The sequence below is a fragment of the Nostoc sp. CENA543 genome, from assembly GCF_002896875.1.
Lineage (GTDB): Bacteria > Cyanobacteriota > Cyanobacteriia > Cyanobacteriales > Nostocaceae > Trichormus.
Window position 1 is genome coordinate 908,015 of the sequence record NZ_CP023278.1, and the last position, 21,422, is coordinate 929,436.

The 21,422-nt window shown below is 40.7% G+C and carries 12 protein-coding genes; 3 read left to right on the plus strand and 9 right to left on the minus strand.

The genetic code is table 11. The features are described 5' to 3' along the window. Nucleotides 1–48 precede the first annotated feature (48 nt). From CLI64_RS03745 to CLI64_RS03790, 9 genes are all read right to left on the minus strand, one after another. Nucleotides 49–1,461, minus strand: a complete 1,413-nt coding sequence (locus tag CLI64_RS03745; protein WP_103135967.1) for a condensation domain-containing protein — start codon at nt 1,459–1,461, stop codon at nt 49–51. Continuing rightward, complete coding sequence (locus CLI64_RS03750) at nt 1,458–6,224, minus strand: non-ribosomal peptide synthetase (RefSeq protein ID WP_103135968.1); 4,767 nt, start codon at nt 6,222–6,224, stop codon at nt 1,458–1,460. Before CLI64_RS03750 ends, CLI64_RS03745 begins: the two co-directional genes overlap by 4 nt. Further along, entirely contained in the window at nt 6,221–10,816 is a 4,596-nt protein-coding gene (locus CLI64_RS30625) for a non-ribosomal peptide synthetase (RefSeq protein ID WP_157943186.1), read from the minus strand. The genes CLI64_RS03750 and CLI64_RS30625 overlap by 4 nt, the downstream gene beginning before the upstream one ends. Before the next feature lie 122 nt (nt 10,817–10,938). Then, nucleotides 10,939–12,432, minus strand: a complete 1,494-nt coding sequence (locus tag CLI64_RS03765; RefSeq protein ID WP_103135969.1) for a 3-oxoacyl-ACP synthase III family protein — start codon at nt 12,430–12,432, stop codon at nt 10,939–10,941. Nucleotides 12,433–12,459: 27 nt separating this feature from the next. Beyond that, complete coding sequence (locus CLI64_RS03770; protein WP_103135970.1) at nt 12,460–12,858, minus strand: holo-ACP synthase; 399 nt, start codon at nt 12,856–12,858, stop codon at nt 12,460–12,462. Next, the gene (locus tag CLI64_RS03775) at nt 12,855–14,189 is read right to left on the minus strand and encodes a salicylate synthase (RefSeq protein WP_225977503.1); all 1,335 of its coding nucleotides are present in this window, start codon (nt 14,187–14,189) and stop codon (nt 12,855–12,857) included. The genes CLI64_RS03770 and CLI64_RS03775 overlap by 4 nt, the downstream gene beginning before the upstream one ends. Nucleotides 14,190–14,362: 173 nt before the next feature. After that, complete coding sequence (locus CLI64_RS03780; protein ID WP_103135971.1) at nt 14,363–15,910, minus strand: benzoate-CoA ligase family protein; 1,548 nt, start codon at nt 15,908–15,910, stop codon at nt 14,363–14,365. Between the two features lie 95 nt (nt 15,911–16,005). Beyond that, nucleotides 16,006–16,386 (minus strand): holo-ACP synthase, encoded by a 381-nt coding sequence (locus CLI64_RS03785; protein WP_103135972.1) that lies wholly within the window; start codon nt 16,384–16,386, stop codon nt 16,006–16,008. Beyond that, nucleotides 16,367–16,702 carry an acyl carrier protein gene (locus tag CLI64_RS03790; protein ID WP_225977504.1) on the minus strand — a complete coding sequence of 112 codons (336 nt, stop codon included), beginning with the start codon at nt 16,700–16,702 and terminating at the stop codon, nt 16,367–16,369. The genes CLI64_RS03785 and CLI64_RS03790 overlap by 20 nt, the downstream gene beginning before the upstream one ends. 654 nt (nt 16,703–17,356) lie before the next feature. On the opposite strand from CLI64_RS03790, the gene CLI64_RS03795 reads away from it, so the two are divergent. The 3 genes from CLI64_RS03795 (at nt 17,357) to CLI64_RS03805 (ending at nt 21,383) form a co-directional block, all read left to right on the plus strand. Beyond that, nucleotides 17,357–19,978 carry a TonB-dependent siderophore receptor gene (locus tag CLI64_RS03795; protein WP_225977505.1) on the plus strand — a complete coding sequence of 874 codons (2,622 nt, stop codon included), beginning with the start codon at nt 17,357–17,359 and terminating at the stop codon, nt 19,976–19,978. 693 nt (nt 19,979–20,671) lie between these two features. After that, complete coding sequence (locus CLI64_RS03800) at nt 20,672–21,127, plus strand: DUF2214 family protein (RefSeq protein WP_103135975.1); 456 nt, start codon at nt 20,672–20,674, stop codon at nt 21,125–21,127. Between the two features lie 64 nt (nt 21,128–21,191). Beyond that, the gene (locus tag CLI64_RS03805; RefSeq protein ID WP_103135976.1) at nt 21,192–21,383 is read left to right on the plus strand and encodes a hypothetical protein; all 192 of its coding nucleotides are present in this window, start codon (nt 21,192–21,194) and stop codon (nt 21,381–21,383) included. Nucleotides 21,384–21,422: the final 39 nt, after the last annotated feature.

A 21,422-nucleotide genomic window follows, 5' to 3' on the forward strand; every position in this document is an offset into this window, starting at 1 on the left:
CCTACTCTTCGAGAAGCCGCTACCGCGTCTATGCGCGAAATTAACACTTTAATTACACACAGCCAATTCAAAGTTAAATCTTGCCTCTTTCTCCAACATCAAGCTGATATCTCGTCCCTGTTCTGTCAGTAACGATAAATCTTTCACCTGCACTTCAGGATTTATGGCAATATTTTCCAGTAATATCTCAAAATGCCTGAGTATGGCATTAATTGTGCTACTATCAAAACTGCGAAAATCGTAGCTAATCCCAATGCGTAACTGTGAGCCAGGATAGCCAACTAAGTTAATAGAATAGTTGGTTTTGTAAAGATTTAAACTCAGTTCTATACTTTGTTCTCGCTCTTGTGATTCTTGTAAAATATCATCTACTGGTTGATTTTCAAATACAAAAATACTATCAAATAAAGGCGAACCAGGCGGTAATTCACTCCAACGTTGAATATCTACCAGTGAAGTATATTCATACTGCCTAATTTCCACTAATTGTTCTTGAAATTGTTGCAACCAAGGTAATAAATACTGATTTGGCTCTACTTTAACTCTCACAGGTAAAGTATTAATTAACATACCTACCATCGACTCAGAACCTTTTAAATCTACGGGACGACCAGAAACAGTACAACCATAGACAATTTCGGTTTGACAAGTGTAGCGGCTCAGGAGTAGAACCCAAACAGCTTGAGCAATTACATTAATAGTCAGGCGATGCTGTCGTGCTATAGATTGTAATTTAGCTGTGGTTGCTTTTGAGAGTTTTATTTGTGGTTCATCATATCGTGCTTCTGGATTATATAAGTTATCTACATATAGATTTTTTAGCGGTGTAGGTGCTTTTAATCCTTTCAGCATTCGTCGCCAAAACTCTTCCGCCTGTGATGAATCTTGTCGTCGCAACCAAGCAATATAATCTCGAAAAACACTACCTTTTCCTAAGTCGATATTTTGACCTTGACTATAGGCTATGTATAACTCAATAACTTCTTTAATGACTAACGGTGATGACCAACCGTCCACAATAATCATGTGTGAACTCCAAACAAATTTGTAAGTATGATCATCAAAGCGAATTAAAGTTACTCGCATTAAAGGAGCTTGGGATAAATCAAAGCCTTCCTCTCTATCTTGGACTAAAAAATCATCTAAAAGTTTTTGCTGTTCTGTTGCGTCTATTCCTCGCCAATCAAGTTGTTTTATGGGTAATTCGACATGGCGATATACAACTTGCAGTGGTTTGTCGATATCTTCCCAATAGAAACCAGTACGCAACATGGTATGTCTAGCTACGACTTCTTGCCAAGCACGTTCAAAAGCAGCAAAATTTAACCTATTTCGCACCTTAAACGTAAAGCCTAATTGCGAAAAATAAAGTGTTACTTCCGAACCATAGACACAGTGAAACAGAATACCGTGCTGTAGGGGCGACAGTTCGTAAATATCTTCAATATTTTCTGTATTCATATTACTTTTGATTTACCTTTGTGATTGAGTTTTGCCAAGAACTGATCTAGACCTTTTTGGCTTAAATCTAGTTCTGGAAAATCAGAAGGGGTGTAATTTTTTTCTTGAGTAGATTGGCAATGAGTAATAATTTCTGTCAAAGCCTTGACAAACTCTTGGGCTAAATTTTCGATAGTGGAATATCGGTGGATGTTTGCGCTAAATGTCCAATCAAATTGCAGTTTATTATTAACTACTAAGCCGTTGATTTCTAATAAGCTACTTCTTTGATTGCGAGGACTGCTCATTAAGCCACTGGAGTTCTGCACAAAGCGGAATAGCGATGAGTTAGAAAATGTCTGGTCAAATTGTCCTAAATAATTGAAGACTACTTCCGGTTCTGGATAGTTTTGTAATCCATTATTCTGCTGCAAATAACGCAGAATACCGTAACCAATTCCACGGTTGGGAATAGCTCGTAGTTGCTCTTTAATTGTTTTTAATGCTTCCCCAGGATGAGATGCTCTTCCTAAATCCAAAAGTACAGGAAAGATAGATGTAAACCAGCCAACGGTGCGCGATAAATCTAAATCCTCAATAATGTCTTCTCGTCCATGACTTTCTAGTGCTACTAATAAGGAGCGTGTACCTGTCCATTGAGAAAAAGCTTGTACTAACGCCGTGAGTAACACATCATTGATTTGGGTGTTATAAGCTTGTGGTACTTCTTGCAGTAAGGTTTGAGTTTGTTCTACAGTGAGAGCGATCGCAATTTTCCTTTCAGAAGCTACTATATTCTCACCATCAGCAAAATCCACTGGTAATTTTTGCTGTTGACACTGGGTTAACCAATAATCTCTCTCTTTTTGCAGGTTAACAGATTGGGCATATTCATACAGATGTTCTGACCAATATTTAAAAGAAGTTGTTTTCGCTAGTAACTGTACTTTTTTGCCTTGGTTTAGCTGTTGATAAGCTGTTTGCACATCTTCTAATAAAACTCGCCAAGAGAAAGTATCTACAGCTAAATGATGAATAATTAGTAATAAGCGACTTGGCTGTTGTATGCCAAAGTTGTAGACAGCAAAGCTTGTTAGCCTTCCCACTGATAAGTCAAGACTAGTTTGTAATTCAGCCGCAGATGTCTGAAAAGCTTGTTCTTGTTCTATCTTTGTCAGTCGTGAAAAGTCAAAACGCTGCAAAGAAATAGGTGTATGAATATCAGATAGAACCTGCTGCAAACCCAACTCTGTTTTTTCAAACCTTAGCCGCAAAGCATCATGATGTAATAGTAACTGTTGTAATGCCTGCTCTAATAAGTCTAAGTCCAGAGCTTGTGGCATTTCCAGCACAATTGTCTGATTCCAGTGATGGGGATTTGAGAAATTCTGCTCAAAAAACCAATGTTGAATAGGTGTTAGGGATACTTTACCTGTGACAAGTCCCTGTTCAATCTGGATTGCTGGTTTCAAAACTGCTACATTTGCTAACTGAGCAATAGTTTGATGCTGAAATAATTGTTTAGTTGTCAGCTTCAGACCAGCTTGGTTAGCTTTAGCAATAATTTGAATAGCAATAATTGAATCGCCGCCTAACTCAAAAAAGTTATCATGAATCCCCACTTGTGACACATTGAGAAATTCTGCCCAGATTTCACAAAGGGTAATTTCGGCAAAACTGCACGGTGCAACAAATGCCTTGTCTAATTCTGGTCTACTGGTGTCGGGTGCTGGTAAACTTTGCTTATTGACTTTACCATTAGGCAAAAGCGGCAGTGCCTCTAGCATCACAAAAGCCGATGGCACCATATAATTAGGCAAATGTGATGTGAGGAAGTTCCTTAGTTCACTTGCAAGATTTTGCGCCTGTTTGTGCGGCACAATATAAGCTACCAAACGTTGAAAACCTGTATCATCACGCAGGATAACTACTACTTGTCGTACTTGAGGATGTTTACTCAAAACCGCTTCAATCTCGCCTAATTCGATGCGGAAGCCACGCAGTTTTACCTGATTATCAATTCGCCCCAGAAACTCAATGTTACCATCACTTAAATAACGTCCCAAGTCGCCAGTTTTGTATAGGCGATCGCATTCCCTCCCACCTCTTTTAAAAGGGTTGGAAATAAACTTTTGAGCAGTCAATAATGAGTTATTGAGATAGCCTGGTGCTAAACCAACACCGCCAATGTACAATTCACCTGGTACATTTAATGGCACAGGTTGGAGATTAGCATCTAGCAAATAAATTTCTGTATTTTGTACTGGTCTGCCTATAGGTGTATTTTGGTGACAAGTCGATTCAGCAGAAACAGTATATAAAGTAGCGCAAATTGTAGTTTCTGATGGCCCATAACCATTGATAATTTGCAAACCAGGAATTAATTTACTCATAGATTGTAGTAATTGTTCAGCAATGGGTTCCACCCCTACAAGTAATCTTTTTAAAGTCAGTTTGTGAGATTTTTCCTGTAACCAATCAGCTAAATCTTTCAGCATGAAAGGCGGAATGTAAGCACTATGAATTTGCTGCGACTCTAACCACTCAAACAATGTGATTGCTTCATAGCGCATACTTTCGGTAGTTAGATGTAATTCTCCCCCTACCAATAAAGCTGAAAAAGTTTCATAAACTGAGACATCAAAACTAATGCTCGTCCATAAACTACACTTATTACCTTGAGCAAGCGGCTGTTTAATTTGAAAATCTGTCAGTAAATTAGTTACGCCTTGATGTGTGCAACCCACGCCTTTGGGTTGGCCTGTGGAACCAGATGTGTAGATAACATAAGCCAGATTTTTTGGTTTTGTATCTGTCACCGGATTTTCTGGACTTTGTTGGCTAATAATTGACCAGTTTGTGTTTAAATAAACTACATTTAATGGATGCTCAGGTAAAGCGATCGCTAAATTTTCTGTTGTCAACAATAGCGATGTCTGAGAATCAGATAACATCTGAGTTAAACGCTCTTTTGGGTAAGTGGGGTCAAGTGGTATGTATGCACCACCAGCCTTGAGAATCCCCAATAACCCCACGATCATTTCTAAAGAACGCTCAAAACAGATAGCCACTGTTACATCTGGTTTGACACCTAATGTCTGTAAATAATGTGCTAGTTGATTAGCACGGATGTTTAACTCTTTGTAAGTTAGTTTCTGCTCGCCAAATACTACCGCAACAGCATCAGGTATTTGTTCTACTTGCACTTCAAATAATTGATGTAGACAAATTTTCGGATATTCAGCTTGAGTCTGGTTCCACTCTACTAATAACTGATGGCGTTCTGCTTCAGTCAACAAAGGTAATTCTGAAATAGATTGCTCTTGATTGTTCACAATTCCCCAGAGTAAAGTCTGGAAATGTCCCATCATTCGGGTAATTGTGTCTGCATCAAACAAGTCTGTATTGTATTCAAACTTCGCCAATAACCCTTGCTCAGTTTCCCGCATTGACACAGATAAATCAAACTTAGCCGTCGCTAATGGTATTTCTAAGAAACTGAGAGTGAGTCCTGAAAGCTGTACCTCTTGTTTGGGTGCATTTTCTAAGACAAACATCACCTGAAACAATGGTGTATGAGATAGATCCCGCGTTGGCTGTAATTTTGCTACTAACTGATCAAATGGTAAATCTTGGTGATTGTATGCTTCCCACGCGACATTCTGCACTCGCTGTAACAACTCCCGAAAAGTAGGATTCCCCGACAAGTCGGTACGCATCACCAGAGTGTTAAGAAAATAACCAATAAGCGATTCTAATTCCCGGCTGTGGCGATTAGCAATAGTTGTACCGATGCAGATATCATCTTGGTTGGTATAACGATACAGGAGTGTATTAAATGCTGCCAGTAGGGTCATAAATAGAGTTACCCCTGACTGCTGACTGAGGTGTTTCAGCTTGGTAGTTAAGTCTTGGTTGAGTTCTAAGGTGATGATATCTCCCCGGAAACTTTGCACCGCTAATCTTGGGCGACTGGGTAATTGTAATACAGGTGGTGTATCACTCAGTTTCTGTTCCCAGTAGCGGAGTTGTTCTGGTAATAATTGTTGCAACTTGTGATGCTGCCAATAAGCAAAATCCGCATACTGGATGGGTAACTCTGGTAAAGGGGACGGCTTACCAAGAGAGAAAGCCTCATAGATGGCTGCTAGTTCTTGGATGAAAATTGTACTTGACCAAGCATCAGCGATCGCATGATGAATGACAAACAACAATACATATTCTTCTGGTGCAAGTTTCACTAAAGTAACTCGCAGCAATGGCCCCTCTGCCAAATTAAAAGGACGTTGGGATTGAGCCACAGCAAACGGCTGGAGTTCTTGCCATTCTAAGGTTTCTACCGCCAGTGTGAAAGTTGGTTCAGGGGCTATGGCTTGGAAGGCTTGCCCATTGATAGTTTTAAATGTAGTCCGCAGAATTTCGTGCCGTCTAATTATTTCCGTCAGTGCTTGTTCAAGAATGGCTACTTGTACTACACCTTGCAACTTAATCGCAAATAATTGATTGTAAGCCGTACTACCACCTTCTAATTCGTCGATAAACCATAGTCCTTGCTGCCCAAAAGACAAAGGTAAATGTTGATTGCGGGAAACTGGTTTGATTGTTTCTTGAGTAGAACTAGTATGAAGAAACTGAATTATTTCGGCTTTCCGTGCAGTTATCTCGGCTTGTAATTCTGCTGTGAGTACATCTTTAGGGGCATTACAGCGCAGGCGTTCTCCATCTAACCATAACCGAATATCTAAATTACTCAATTCAGACAAAAACTCTGCAATTAATTTCATAGTTCCACCTCCACGCGATTATCTAATGCTTCATTAATCGGGGCTTGGAGTTTTTGCGTTGTTTGCTGAATCTCGTCAATTGACTTCGCCAAGCTAGATAAAGTTGGTGCTTGCAGTAAATTCTGCACAGGTAAATTCACTTGAAATTTTTCGCGCATTCGAGCGATAACCTGAGTTGCTTGTAAAGAATCTCCGCCTAATTCAAAGAAGTTATCGTTAATCCCCACTTTCTCAACTCGCAATACCTCTTGCCAAATACCAGCAATGATTTGCTCAGTTTCCGTTTGCGGTGTGACGTAATTGGTTTTGAATTGCGGCCGCAAATTTTGTAATTGCGGTAATGCTTGACGATTGACTTTACCATTCGCTGTCAGTGGCAGAGCATCAAGGAGGATAAATTCACTGGGAATCATGTAATCTGGCAATTTTTGCTGTAAAAAGCTCTTGAATTCCTGCTTTTTAAACTTCTGTACAGATGCAGATCCCCGCGCCATAAACGTATACACAGCCAAAAAGTCAGCGATCGAGCCTGGCTGATTAAATACTGTGCAATCTGTAAATCCTTGCGCCAGTAAAACTTCTTGCCACTGTTTTGGCGATAGGAGAGGATGAGAGCGTAGTGCAGTATCTTCAAAGCGGTCAAAACCTTGCTGCAATCCCATAAATAATTCCCAGAAGGGATGCAGTTTTGTTGGTTCTACAAACAGCAACAAACCATTAGGGGCTAAGAGCGATCGCATATTCTCCAGAGATTCTTGGATATTACGCGTAGCATGAATCACACCACCAGCAATAATCACATCAAAACTGTGGAGTTCATAGCCTTGCTCTTGGGGCGACTGTTCCAAGTTAAATAAAGCGGTTTCTAAGAAAGGATAGTGACCAAAATCTTGCTGTCCTAACTGCAAGAAATATTGAGATATGTCTGTATAAACGTAGGTAGTTTTTTCTGGTGGTAAAACTGGCAATACTTCCCTAGTCACAGCCCCAGTTCCCGCGCCAATTTCTAAAATTCGTAGGTTAGTTGTTGACTGCCAAGACTGGGCAAGGTGATGTAAAATTTCTCGAATGACTAAACTACCAGCTTGAAATTCTTTGCGATACAGTGCCGGAATTTCATCTGTAGCAATAATTTGAGCCGAGTGAATATTTTCTGTGAGAATTGCTGCCAGATTTTTGGCTGAATTCACCAACAATTCGACTGTATTTTGGTTGTAGTCGAGGATGGGCGCGGCTTCAGATAAAATCTTGGCTAACAATTCTGTAGGGAAGCTATGAGGCAGAAGTCGAGTATTAACAAACTTGTCACCATCTACTTGCAACCATTCCAAATCTACCAAGAAAGATAAAGCGCGACTCAGCCATTTACGATAGCGGGGTTTAACCTGGCCTCGCTGCATCAATTCATCGAGAGAGTACGCCTCATGGAGTTGGGTATAAACGCCAAACTGATGAAAGGCGATACTCACAGCATAGGTATAAAGCGGGTCGAGATGTTGTTGCCAAAAAGCTGCAAACACTTCTGGTTTCACAGCATCTAAGTTTTTTTGAGCTATTTTCGCGCCCTTTGCAACTAAATTCTGCCATAGCTGTTGTGTTTCATTACTATCTGCCATTTCTAGTTCAAACAGCGTTTCTGCTTGCTGTTGTGGCACTATACAGGCAATAATTTGTTGATGAGACTGTTCGACACTGGGAACTGTGATAGCGATCGCATCTTTTACCCCTGGATGCTGTTTGATAGCGGCTTCAATCTCACCTAATTCGATGCGATAACCCCTGATTTTGACCTGGAAATCTGCCCGTCCTAAAAATTCAATGTTGCCATCGGGTAAATAACGACCAAGGTCGCCTGTACAGTAAATCCGTTCTTGGGTGCGAGGATGGGTAATGAATTTAGCCGCCGTTTTTTCCGCATCACGCCAATAACCTTGCGCCACCTGCACGCCAGCACAATACATTTGACCAGCAACCCAAACGGGACAATCTTCTAAAGCTTCATTCAAAACGTAATATTTGGCATTAGCCATTGGTGTCCCATAGGGAATACTCTTCCAATTCGGGTCAACCTCTGTAATTAAATAACCAATATTCCAAATGGTAGTTTCTGTAGGGCCGCCAATACTCAAGATTTGTACTTCTGGTACTAAAGCTTGGATGCTGTCAGGGAGAGACACCGGCAACCAGTCACCACCCATAATTAACAAACGCAAGCTTGCCGGAATAACTACAGATTGACTCTCGGCATATTCCACCAACATTTGCATCATGGCGGGGACGGAATTCCACAGCGTCACTTTCTCCCGCACCATCAACTCAGCCCAATGCGCCGGATCTTTCACACCGCAAGCATCAGGGATCACAATTGCGCCACCTGCACACAATAAACCAAAAATGTCATATACAGACAAGTCATGGTTTAACGCTGTCAGAGCTAAAATTCTATCTTGACAACCAATATTGAAGCGTTGGTTAGTGTGAACAACGACGTTAACAACATTGCGATGGCTAATCATTACCCCTTTGGGTAAGCCTGTAGAACCAGAGGTGTAAATAACGTAGGCTAAATCATCAGGTGTTTGTACTGGTTGTAGCGGTTCCTTACTTTCTTTGGCGAGTTCTTGTGTATCTATGCACAGACGTTGAATTCCTGAAGGCCAATCTAGTTTCTCATCCAACCAAGATTGAGTCAGCACAATTTTGACTTCACTGTTTGCTAACAGATAATCTCGGCGTTGTTGTGGCAAGTTGGGATCTATCGGCACATACGCCGCACCAGAGGCTAAAATCCCCATAACAGCCACAATTTGCTCCCATCCCTTGTCCATAACTACGCCTATCAATTGGTTGGGAGTAGCCCCCAGTCGCCGCAGTTGATGACCTAGTTGGTTAGAGAGTGTGTATAACTCTTGGTAAGTTAAGGTGCGCTGGGAGGAAATGACGGCTGGTGCTGTTTTGCACTGCTGTGCTTGCTGGGCAAACATTGTATGCAGCATTGCGTCGGGAGTGGGTGCGGTTGTGGCGTTGATGCGATCGCGTTGTGCTAATTGTGGAGGCGGAATTAGTTGTCTATTAGTTTCTAACCAAGCTGATTCAGAATTAGCTAGTTGTTTGAGTAAACCAAAATAAGCCTCAAACATATCGCTAATTAAGCCTGTCGGGAATAGTTCTTCCACCACATCCCAGTTACAAGTCAAAGTTTCCTTTTCTTCCCAAACTTGAATATCCATCCAAGCTTGCGAAGCTTGACTGATACCGTAAACCAACTCACCAAAATGGCTAAAAGTTAAGGTTTCTTGTCCTAGGGAACTAAAGCCGAGGGTGCTAGTAAAGACAATTGGCATAGCACTGGGTGCTGTACCTTGTCGGCGGGCTAGTTCTCGCGTGACGCGCACACCACTGATATAGCGATGTTCTAAATCTTGCAATAGTTGTTGTTGCAGACGGCGCGATCGCTCTCTAAATGCTTCAGGCTGAGAATTATCTACAGCTAATAAGGTGACAGAGGTAAAGTCCCCTAAAATATCGTTGACTTGGGGATGCAGGGGTAAGCGATTAAATAAGGCTAAATTTAAGGTAAATCGCGGGCTTTTACTCCAAAGAGTCAATATTTCCGCAAAAGCAGCTAGTAAAACTCCAGAAGGAGTTAACCCAGCATTTGCCGCACGTTGCTTTAACTGCTGCCATTCTGTCGGTTCTAATCGCCCTTCATAACGCTTGTTTTGGTGGTGTTTGATTTCCTTGGGACTTTTAGCCAGTGGTAAATCTGGGGCTGGCGGTAACTCATCGAGACGATTAAACCAATAGGCTTGCGATCGCTTATATAATTCTGTCTCTTGCAGTTTTTGTTCTGCTAAAACATAATCGCGGAAGGAAATTTCTAAGGGTGGTAATGGCTCCTCTGGATGCTGGTAAAGTTGAAACCATTCATCAAATAGGCGAAACAGACTCCAAGCGTCAAATATTTGCAAGTCAAAACTAACGTGTAACCGAAAACTTTCTTGAGCTAAACGTGTGACTCTAAACTCAAATAAAGGCCAGCGATCGCTCGGAATCACTTGATGAGACATTCGCTGACGCACTGCATCTAGTTCTGCATTAGCAATGTCTTCTGTTTTGCCTCTCAAATCTAAAACTTCTAGCGTATAAAAGGGTACTTGCTTCAAAACCTGCTGCTTTCCGGTTGGCAAGACTATCGCCCTTAGCATATCGTGGCGTTCTATGACTTTTTGCAGCGCAAGATTCAGCTTTTCTATGTGTAGATATTTACATTCAATCTCGTAATAACCATGATTGGCTACATTTCCCAACTCTAGTACGCCACTGCGTCCTACCCAAAAGGCATACTGCATATCAGTCAGAGGAAAAGGCTCATAACGCAACTCTGGTGCTGGGACAATTTTGGGTAGAGAGGTGGTACTTGTACCATTTTGTTGGAGTAATTTTAGTAGTTCCGCTTTATGTTTCGCTAATGAATCGCGTAATTCTGGGGTAATGACTCCCTTTGGTGCATCAATATCTAGAGAGTTGCCATTAGCAGATAGTTTTACGCCTCGATGGGATAGGTCGGTTAAAAGTGTATGTAAATTCATAGGGATTTATGTTTTAATTTTTTCACGCAGTAGACGCTTTGCGGCTACTCTACGAGAACGCTAAGAGCGAACCCGCAGGGTGGCGCAGAGGCGCGGAGAAAGGAGATTTGGAGAGTTAAATGTTAAAGAGTTAATTTTTCTCTGTCTTCTGTATCAGTATCAATTAGTGACGTAGATGTTAAAACTTTGGTTAAAGCTAACTGATTGAGCAACAGTTCAATTAAATGATTGAGGTTATTTTCACCAAAGAATTTCTCTATAGGAACTTGCACTTTCAAGTCATTTTCGATTTGAGTTTTGAATAAGAAACCCATCAAAGAACCGAGCAATAAAGTTAAAGGTTGTTGTTGTTCAATTTGTGAAACAGGTAGTTGTAATGAATGACTCAACCATTCCAACAAATAAGTTTCCAGCATTTGCCGTTGTTGTTGTAGAGAAGCAGCTAACAGTTTTTCTCTAGAAATGCTGCTTTCTTGTTTTTCTGTGAGATGAATTTTTTCTGGTTCTTGAGTCAGGCTGAGAGGAGGCGTAGGAACACAACCAAGTGCCACATCACCCCAGCGCATGATAGTTGCGGCTGCTGTAGCTGATGCACCTTTCGTATAAACTAACACTAAGCTATTTTCGCTAATTTTACCCTCATGGGCAGCATGATATAAATTAGCGATCGCCATTACCGGGCCAATATTTGCATATCTTGGATACAAGTTGATAGTCTTTGCTGCACTAATACCTAATGCTTGTATACAAACATTGGTATACCAAGCAGTAGGAGTATTGAACGCAAAGAAATCTAGATCAGCCAAAGTTAACCCAGCCGCCACCGCCGCGCCTTCGCAGCAAGTACGCACAAAATCTACAGAGGTTTCGGCAAGTGTACTGACATTCTCGCCTGTACGAGTCCGAATCTGAGGCTGTCCTTGAGCATCTGTTACCAGTTCATGTACATAAGCACCACTGGTTGCAGCCGTATTCACGATTTTAGTCCCTAAGATTCCTTGATTTGCTTTGAGTCTATCTACTACAAAGGCTCCAGCACCATCACCCATCGACCATGAGAGGCTATCTGTTTCCTCTACTGTTTGAGAACCGATGTGAGAGACAACAACCAAAGCATTGCGATATGCTCCCGTTTGGATGAGTGCATGAGCGTTTTGCAAAGCTACCAAAGCACTAGAACAAGTTGACTCTAAATTCCAAGCCGGACAGTGCAACCCTAATTTCTGAGCCAAGTAAATAGCATTACCATGTCCCACCTGTTCAGGAAATAGAGAAGCCACAATCATCAAATCCACCTCCTGGGGAGAGAGTCGTGCAGCTTCTAGTGCATCTTTAGCCGCCCGATATTCCAGAGTCAGCGAAGATTCATCGATATCAACCACCCGACGTTCAACATTACCCCGAAAAGGATCTGCTAAATATGGCGCAACAGCTTGTGACCAAATATCCAGAACATTTGGTGTAGAAATTGATTCCCTAGAACCAGATAGCCTTACCCTTCTTGGCTTCTCTTGTGGAATTAACTCAGGAAACTTCCTCACCCAATACTCATTTGTCCGAATAACGCTCCCAAAACTAACAGCAAGTGAGCAAATACCAACTGAATCATTCATCATAACCTTTGCGCCTTTGCGTGAGATAAATTACAAAAGAGCGATCGCACTCGCTGCGGCATAATCAGCTACATGAGTAATGCTCACCAACCACTTAGCAATCCCTAAACAGTTCGCCAATTCCCGATATTGACCATGCAATACTACTGATGGTTCACCTGTGGGTAATCGCTGTACTTCTATATCCAGCCAAAAAGCCTGTCGATTTAATTCCATCCCCAAAGCTTTCAAAATAGCTTTTTTGGCACAAAAACGACCCGCCAGATGTTGAATCCCAGACATAATACTTCGTTCACTGGCTCTAAAATACTGGATGGTAAAATCTCCCCGTGCTTGTTCTATGAGGGTTCTCATCTCAGCAGTCGCAACTATTTCTAGGCCATAACCGATGATATACGGTGTATCAGGTACAGCCAGTATCCCTTTCATCTGGCTTCAGACTCCAACACTACATTCGTCAACATAGTATTCATCTTGTTGACAGACTCGATATACTCTTTTTCAGGTACAGATTCGGCAACAATACCAGCACCAGCATTTAAGTAAATATGATTACCATACTGATAAACAGAACGAATTGCGATCGCTAAATCTCCTGTACCACTACTATTTACCCAGCCAATACCCCCAGCATAAATTCCTCTCGGTTCGTCTTCTAAACGGTCAATCCATTTGAGTGCTTGTTGTTTATCAATTCCCGAAACGGTAATCCCTGGAAACAAAACCTTCAAAGCATCCCACAGGGTTTTTCCTGGTTGTAGTTGTCCGCCGACTCTCGATGATAAATGCTGCACACAACGATATTTTTTCACTTCCATGAAGTTGAACACCTGAATACTACCTGCTAAACACAAAGAAGCAATTTCACTTTGCGCTAACCAAATAGAAAGAGCGTGTTCTTTGACTTCTTTGGCATCAATAAATAGTTCGTGTGTGAGTTGTGTGTCTTCTGTTTGATTTTCGCTTCTCGGTCTGGTTCCAGCTAGGGGATTAGTCACAATGAAACCATCGTCATAAACTTCAATTAAAGTTTCTGGACTAAAGCCAACTGCGCGGACATCTCCAATATTTAAACAGTAGGAACGCGCCGCATTATTAACTTTGGCTCCAACTATATAGGTTCCCAATACATCTAAATTACCAGGAATTTTGACGGAGCGAGAAATAATTGCTTTCTGTAATTCGTCCTTTTGGATGGCTGTAATTAACTCACTAATCTTTTGCTGATAATTTGTGCGATCGCTAAAATCTAACCTCAAATCAGCCGCTTGATAATCTGGCAATTGAGCATCTAAAAGTAAAATTTCTTCTACTTGTTCAATAGATTTTGTACTTCTGATGCAAACTCCTTCATCAGTGAATATCAGTTCAATTTCTGGAATGAGAAAATATAGGCTGTCTTGCTCGATTGATTTAGCATAATCTGAATAAAATCGAGCCATATCAAAAGCCACATAACCATAAGCTGTCCAATCTTCAATCGCCAATTTTGCCAACATTTTCTCGACTTGCTTAAATGGCTCAGTTGCTGGCTCTGAGAAAGATTTACCTACACCTTTCACAGAAACTAAATCTTGCGAAACTGATACTTTTGCTAATTCATTACCAGCAATCCTGATTTCATTTTTGCCCTCATACAAAACATAATTCTCAAAAATCCCAGCTTGTAGGAAATTTTGCAAAGCTACAAGATGATTCCTCCGACCAGAAATAAATTTACGCTTGTATTTGATTGCTGTCTGAAACTCTAATACCATCATTATGCCTCTGTTGAGAAATGCAAGTAAGTAAGTCGGTGCGAAAAAACAAACTACATTAAACAATGTAAAAATACTAGGATTCAGTTCGTAGTAAGGACTTTAGTCCTTTTCTGTTCGCGGAGTGTCTCGTAAAGAAGAGAGAACTAAAGTTCTCTCTACAAACCTTTAATTATTTACCTTGTGATACTTAAACTAGAATTATTACTTAATAATCTGCGGTGAATTTTTCCGGTAGCAGTGCGTGGTAATTTTTCTACAAAGTAAACTTTTTTAGGAGCCTTAAAATTTGGCAGATTTTGTCTAGCAAACTTCCGAATATCCATTTCTATTTGTGGTGAAGCAGTTTGCCCCGACTTGAGACTGATATAAGCGACAATCTGCGTTAACTGTTCTTCATTATTAGACTCAGGTACAACAGCAACCTCTAAAATTTGGGGATGTTGATGTAATATATCCTCAATTTCCATTGGTGAGATCCATTGGCCATTGACTTTAAACAAGTCATCATTACGTCCCATAAAGTAAAAATAACCATCAGCATCTTGTAAATATTTATCTCCAGTCCGCATGGTGTCACCATAAATCGCTTTACGCGTTTGTTGTAACCGCTTCCAATAACCCCACATCAGGCTTTCTCCTCTGACTTGGAGATTGCCAATTTCACCAGGAGAACAAGGTACACCATCGTCATCCAGAATTTGCACGTCATAACCAGGAATGGGACAACCAGAACTTCCTGGTTTGCACTTTCCTATTTGATTAGAGAGAAATATATGTAAAAACTCAGTCGTACCAATGCCTTCGCAAATTTCATGGTTGTATTTTTCTCGCCATTGCTGCCAAATGCTTTTAGGCAATTGTTCCGCCGCCGATGCACACAGGCGTAAGGAAGAAACATCCAATGGTGCAATTTCCGAGAGAGCCAAAATACCTGCATAAACACTCGGTATGCCAAACAAAATCGTCGGTCGATAACGGTGAATATCTGCAATTATGTCGAAGGCGTTACTGGCATCAGATAACACACTAGCTGCACCTACCGCCATTGGCATATATAAGGTATTACCCAAGCCATAGGCAAAAGGCATTTTCGCCACTGAATAGGTAATATCATCCTCACGCAAACCTAGAATTGCTTTACCGTATCTTTCTGCACATACCACCATACTCTGATGCAGGTGAATCACGCCTTTAGGACTGCCTGTACTACCGGATGTATAGAGCCAAAAAGCTGGTTCATCGGGTGAAGTTTCCGCACAAGGTAGTAATTCATCTTGTTGAGTTAGCAAAGAACTATAAGCATCTTTCAAGAGTACATGACGTAAATATTTTGATTGGATAGGAGCTAGTTTTTCTTGCCACTCTTGGGTAGTTAATAAAAGTTGAGCGCGAGAATCTTGCAGAATATATTGAATCTCATTAAGACTACAAGTCGTATTAATGGGAACTGGTATGGCTCCCAGCCAAATTGCACCCCAAAAGCCAAAGACAAACTCTGGAGAATCGGGTAATAAAATGGCGATGCGGTTTTCTTGTTTTATCCCAAGATTAGCCAGTAATCTCGCACTCCGTCTGACGAAGCTGGTAACTTGTGCATAGTTATATGTTTCATTTTGATAATAAAAAGCTATTTTCTCGCTGCTTCCCTTTGCCAAGTTTCTGTCTAGGAAGTAAGCTGCAACGTTAAATATATCTGGTAACTGTTCAGAAATCATAGTCATTAGCTTTTCCTCTACTCCCTGACTTTCCCGCGCTCCTTTACAAAGCCCTTAGTGTACCTCCCTCTTGTGGGTGGCTTTATTTTCCCCGTTCCCTTTCATAAAGCAATGACTTGAACTAATATATGTTGATTCCAATTGCACCAATTTGCCGACCAATTTTGAATGTCACGTTTTTTTGCCTGATAACTTGCTTGATTGTATAGATGAATAATTAGACTCTGAGGTGTGATTTCAGCTTCAATGTCATTCCAATCAATGTCAACCAACCCAGTACCTAGAGCTTTACTCACAGCTTCTTTTGTGGCAAAGCAAATTGCATAATATTGATGAGAGTCCTTAGCTGATTGACAGCGTTCGATTTCCTTAGCAGTGAAGATCAGATTTAAGGTTTCACCATCATATCGATCAACGATTCTGGCAATTCTGTGAATGGGTATGATATCTAAACCCAACCCTTTAATCTGTTGGTGTAACATGGTTGGGATGATTTTGGGCGATCGCTTCTTCGACTTGATTGCAGACTTGAGCTAATGTCATGTCTTGCCGAGACTCTAGCTTCACACTCACACCTAGTATCCGTTTTAATCCCAAGGCTATCTCTACCGCCTCTACAGAATCAAGTTGTAAATCTCTTTGCAATAAGGTGTCTTCACTAATTGACTCTTCTGGAATACCGAGATTTAGAAGTATTGATTTTAAAGTATCCATGACATTGCAAGTATTCTGTTCGCCAGACGTAACTGGAGAAACACTAGAGGAATTTTCTTGTCGGCTGTCTATAGATTGACACATATTACACCTTGGGAACTGAGATGCACGCGCGAATTGTCCAGCTTCACCAGCTTGCTTGACTTCTAAATCAAGTCGATGCGCTGTTGTTAACTTTATTCTTTGATGAGAATAAACTTTGGTGTTGCTTGATATCGAACAACTCGGAGGTTAGATAGACCTTATTGCAAATAATTTTTAGCTAGCCTCAAAATTATTTAATAGGAAGTTATTGCATTTAGCAAGTGGCAATATATATAAAAAAATTATAATCTCATTAAAAAAAAAGGCTTTAACTTATGATTTGCATAGACTAAGCTTAATTTCAGGAAACCCAAAGCAGTCTATTTTCTCTGCTTTGTTTAAAGTCTTTAACTTACTTAGTATTATTTAAATTAAGACTAGAGCTTATAAATACTTTTAAAATAAGCCTTCAAGTATATACTAAGCATTTTCATGGTATTTTATTTAACCTTATAATTATTTGATACTTAAGTATTAGTCGCAAAAAAAGTATTAAGCGAAATTAACACTGCAACAAATTATCAATAGTTAATGTAAAATTGATTTGCAATTAAATTGACTAACTTGCAAAATAGCTAAGAATCAATTTCAATAACTTAAGAGGTTCGTGTCATTAACAAAAATCACATGACACGATGAATGATGAGGGAAGTAATGAAACCAGAGCAAATCTTGCAAAGCTTGTTGTTGGCAGTCTCAGTTGGTGTGTTCATGGCTAATCCAGCCCAAGGGGCAAAGACGAACCAGCAATCAGAACTGCGACAGAAACGGGATATTTTGCAAATCAACCAACCCTCTCTACTTACTCAAGGGGGTTCGCAACAAGTTATTCCCGTGACTGGAGTCCAAGTGAATTCCACCGCTCAGGGTGTGGAGATAATTTTACAGACTACTTCAGGCGATCAGTTACAAGTTAAGCCTAGAAGTGAAGGTAATACATACATTGCAGAGATCAATAATGCTCAACTGCGTTTATCTAGTGGTGAGATATTTCGCCAAGAAAACCCAGTAGCAGGAATTGCTGAAATTACTGTTAACAACCAAAATCCTAATACTATATTAGTCACAGTCAAAGGAGAAACAAGCTTACCGCAAGTAGAATTGTTTGACAGTGATGAAGGCTTGATTTTAGGGTTGATCACTACGGCATCTGCAACCCCACCACCAGAAAAACAGCCAGAAACAGAAGTAGCACCCACACCTACACCAGAAACAGAAACTCCCGTCCAACCACCATCAGCAGAGTCGAATGAGCCAATAGAATTAGTGGTAACAGGCGATCGCGATGCTGGCTATAACGCATTAAACGCTACTACCGGCACAAGAACCGACACCCCACTGCGAGACATACCACAATCGATTCAGGTGATTCCGCGCCAGGTAATTGAAGATCAACAAGTTATCAGATTGGATGAAACACTCAATAACGTCAGTAATGTTATTGCTGGTGGGTTGGACACAGGTACAGAAGCAAGATATACAATTCGGGGATTTGATAACGCACCAATATTGATAGATGGATTTAGACAATTTGCCTTTCCAGATGTTCCAGAAACAGCCAATTTAGAACGTGTCGAAATCCTCAAAGGCCCAGCCTCGATTTTATATGGACAGATTCAACCCGGTGGGATCATTAACGCTGTCACCAAAAAACCTCTAGCAGAGCCTTTTTACGAAGCAGAAGTCCAGTTTGGTAACTATGGTTTGATTCGTCCACGCATTGATATTTCTGGCTCTTTGAATGATGATCCCAGCCTGCTGTATAGACTGAACCTATCCTATTTGAATAGTGAAAGTTTCCGAGGTTTTGACGAAAACTTTGAGCAATATTTCGTTGCACCCGTATTAGCTTGGAAATTGGGCGAAAAGACAGATTTTACCTTTGAAGCGCAGTATTCTAACCGTAGACGGCCATATGATGCTGGTTTAGTAGCTTCTGGAAGAGGTGTAATTGATGTTCCACGCGATCGCATCATCAATGAACCAGATGACTATATTGAGCGCACATTTATTAGCACTGGATACTCACTAGAGCATCGTTTTAGTGATAACTGGACATTTCGCAATGGATTTCGCTACGCCACAAGTAAAGTTTATAGCGATCGCTTGACGATTACTACTAACTTTGATGAGACGACAGGTATTGTAGATCGCGTTTATGCACTAGATGATTTCTATTCTGACGATTACTCCTTACAGTCAAATGTCATAGGTAAATTCTCTACAGGTAGCATCAAACACACCCTCTTGTTTGGTCTGGATTTGAATCGTACTAACTCCAGTAGTTTTGCCACCTCTAATTTCTTTACTCCCTCACAGTTGAATATCTTCAACCCTGTCTACAGAGCTACACCCCGCACTGGTTTAGATATTGTGCTTCTAGATAGAGAATCTGTCACAGATAGATTAGGTATTTATCTACAAGATGAAATAGCCTTCTTTGATAGTCTCAAATTACTAGCTGGGATACGCTACGAAACCGTCAAGCAAGACATCACCAATCAACCATCACTGTTTTATCCCGGCGGTGATACCAGTCAATTCAATGATGCTTTCACTCCCCGCATCGGAATTGTGTATCAACCATCAAAAGAAGTATCACTTTATGCCAGCTATTCCCAATCATTTAATCCGAATATTGATCAGTTCGATGTGAATGGTAATCCTCTAGAACCAGAAAGAGGCGAAGGGTACGAAGTTGGTGTCAAAACTGAATTACTAGAAGGTAAACTTTCAGCAACGTTATCGTACTTTGACATTACCAAACAAAACGTTGCGACAACGGATCTGAATTTTCCGGGGCTGGGTATTTCTATAGCTACAGGTGAACAACGTAGCCGAGGTTTTGAATTCGATGTTAGCGGACAAATTCTCCCAGGATGGAATATTATTGCCGCTTACGCATATACAGATGCAGAAGTCACAGCAGACAATACCATTCCCGTAGGAAATAGACTCGCAGGAGTTCCGAAACATAGTGCTAGTTTATGGACAACTTATGAAATTCAACGCGGTAATTGGCAAGGTTTAGGCTTTGGCGTGGGCTTTAACTATGTAGGAGAGCGTCAAGGCGACCTAGACAACAGCTTTGAACTAGATAGTTATTTTCTAACTAATGCTGGTATTTTTTACCGCCGCAACAATTGGCGTTTTGCTCTCAACTTCAAGAATATTTTTGATGTTGACTACATCAGTGGTGTACCTTTTGGCAGAACTAGCGGTATTTATCCCGGCGAACCTTTTACTGTCATTGGTTCTGTTTCAGTGCGTTTTTAAATCACATCTTCTGCCTAGCAAAAAATTAGCGAGACTTTGTCTGTTGTGATTAGCATTAACAAAGCTTCAAAAAATTTGGCTTGCTTGGCAGTAGTCATCATATTAAATCAAAGTCCCCTTTTTTAAGGGGAGCCATTGCGTTAGAAGGGTTTCCCAGCTTAAAGGAGGCAGTGCAGTGGACAGGTTCCCCGGCATAAAGCAACTGCCATCAAGTGGCATGGATTTAGAGGGATCAAACCACATTTTTTTTAAATAGAATCGGTATAAAGTGCTTATGTACAAAACAAACTTATAGCGTTTCCTAATCTGCTGAGGTACAAATCTCTGCGTAACTCTGCGATTTACTCCGCGCCCCTCTGCGTTTCAAAATATTATCTGTACCTCACTTAACTGGGAACCGCTATAATTGCCATAATTAATCAAATTAGGGACAGTTTTTCCCGATTTCCAAATTATGAGGCGGGATGCAACTAGAAAGATTATTTCCTATCCTATTTAAACTATATAGTTATTTAGTTATAATAAATACAGTCATCAGAAAAAATCTGCTTTACCTTGAAAAAGACTGCTGAAATGGCTGCATTCTAATAACTGGCGACTGGGAACTGGGGACTAGGGACTGGGAAAGCAGGAGAAGAAAAACCTCACTCAGCACTCTCAACTCAGAGTATAGAAAATATTACAGGTAAACTAATGTGGAAAAGTGCTATTACAGCATATTTACATTATCTGGGCTTCATGCTGGCTTTCGGGGCGTTGGTGGTTGAAAGTCAGAATTTGAAAAAAGATATCAGCCTCAAAGAAGCTTGGAGAGTGGTAATAGCAGATGCTATTTATGGTTTATCAGCCATAACAATTCTGATGACGGGTGTATTGAGAGTGATTTACTTTGGTAAAGGCAGTGATTATTATCTGAGCAATCCAGTCTTTTACATCAAGGTAAGTCTTTTTATTCTGGTGAGTTTGTTGTCTTTGTATCCCACCTTTTCTTTTCTGTCGTGGATTAAGAACTTGCTAGATAATCAACCCCCTAAAATTGAATTACCCCAATTACAGCGACTAAATTGGCTAATTAGGGGGGAATTGGCTGGTTTTGCGCTGATTCCCCTATTGGCGGCGGTTTTAGCGCGAGGAATTCGGATTTTGTAAACATCAAGAATGGAGGGAGTGCGCTACTTTAGTAAGTGTGCTTTAGATTCAAGGAGAATCACTCATGTTTCCATTTTGGATGAACCCCTGCTGTCATTCTGATTCGACTACTCAAAAATCCTATCGCCAGCATCAATTAGAATTCTTGAAATGGATGCGGGATAGCCTGGAAACTCGGTTAGCTGCTGTAAATGCTGCGATATCAACTATGGAACGGCAAATGGGCGAAGATAACTCCCCTAATCAACCATCCTGATATTTAACCCGAATTGCTTGCCAATAGCCACACGAAAGC

Excerpts from the sequence above, each read along its gene's own strand:
- CLI64_RS03775 (WP_225977503.1), bottom strand. The coding sequence starts at position 14,189 with ATGATGGTATTAGAGTTTCAGACAGCAATCAAATACAAGCGTAAATTT.
- CLI64_RS03750 (WP_103135968.1), bottom strand. The coding sequence starts at position 6,224 with ATGAAATTAATTGCAGAGTTTTTGTCTGAATTGAGTAATTTAGATATT.
- CLI64_RS03795 (WP_225977505.1), top strand. The coding sequence starts at position 17,357 with ATGAAACCAGAGCAAATCTTGCAAAGCTTGTTGTTGGCAGTCTCAGTT.
- CLI64_RS03780 (WP_103135971.1), bottom strand. The coding sequence starts at position 15,910 with ATGACTATGATTTCTGAACAGTTACCAGATATATTTAACGTTGCAGCT.
- CLI64_RS03805 (WP_103135976.1), top strand. The coding sequence starts at position 21,192 with ATGTTTCCATTTTGGATGAACCCCTGCTGTCATTCTGATTCGACTACT.
- CLI64_RS03785 (WP_103135972.1), bottom strand. The coding sequence starts at position 16,386 with ATGTTACACCAACAGATTAAAGGGTTGGGTTTAGATATCATACCCATT.
- CLI64_RS03800 (WP_103135975.1), top strand. The coding sequence starts at position 20,672 with ATGTGGAAAAGTGCTATTACAGCATATTTACATTATCTGGGCTTCATG.
- CLI64_RS03745 (WP_103135967.1), bottom strand. The coding sequence starts at position 1,461 with ATGAATACAGAAAATATTGAAGATATTTACGAACTGTCGCCCCTACAG.
- CLI64_RS03790 (WP_225977504.1), bottom strand. The coding sequence starts at position 16,702 with ATGTGTCAATCTATAGACAGCCGACAAGAAAATTCCTCTAGTGTTTCT.
- CLI64_RS03765 (WP_103135969.1), bottom strand. The coding sequence starts at position 12,432 with ATGATGAATGATTCAGTTGGTATTTGCTCACTTGCTGTTAGTTTTGGG.
- CLI64_RS03770 (WP_103135970.1), bottom strand. The coding sequence starts at position 12,858 with ATGAAAGGGATACTGGCTGTACCTGATACACCGTATATCATCGGTTAT.
- CLI64_RS30625 (WP_157943186.1), bottom strand. The coding sequence starts at position 10,816 with ATGAATTTACATACACTTTTAACCGACCTATCCCATCGAGGCGTAAAA.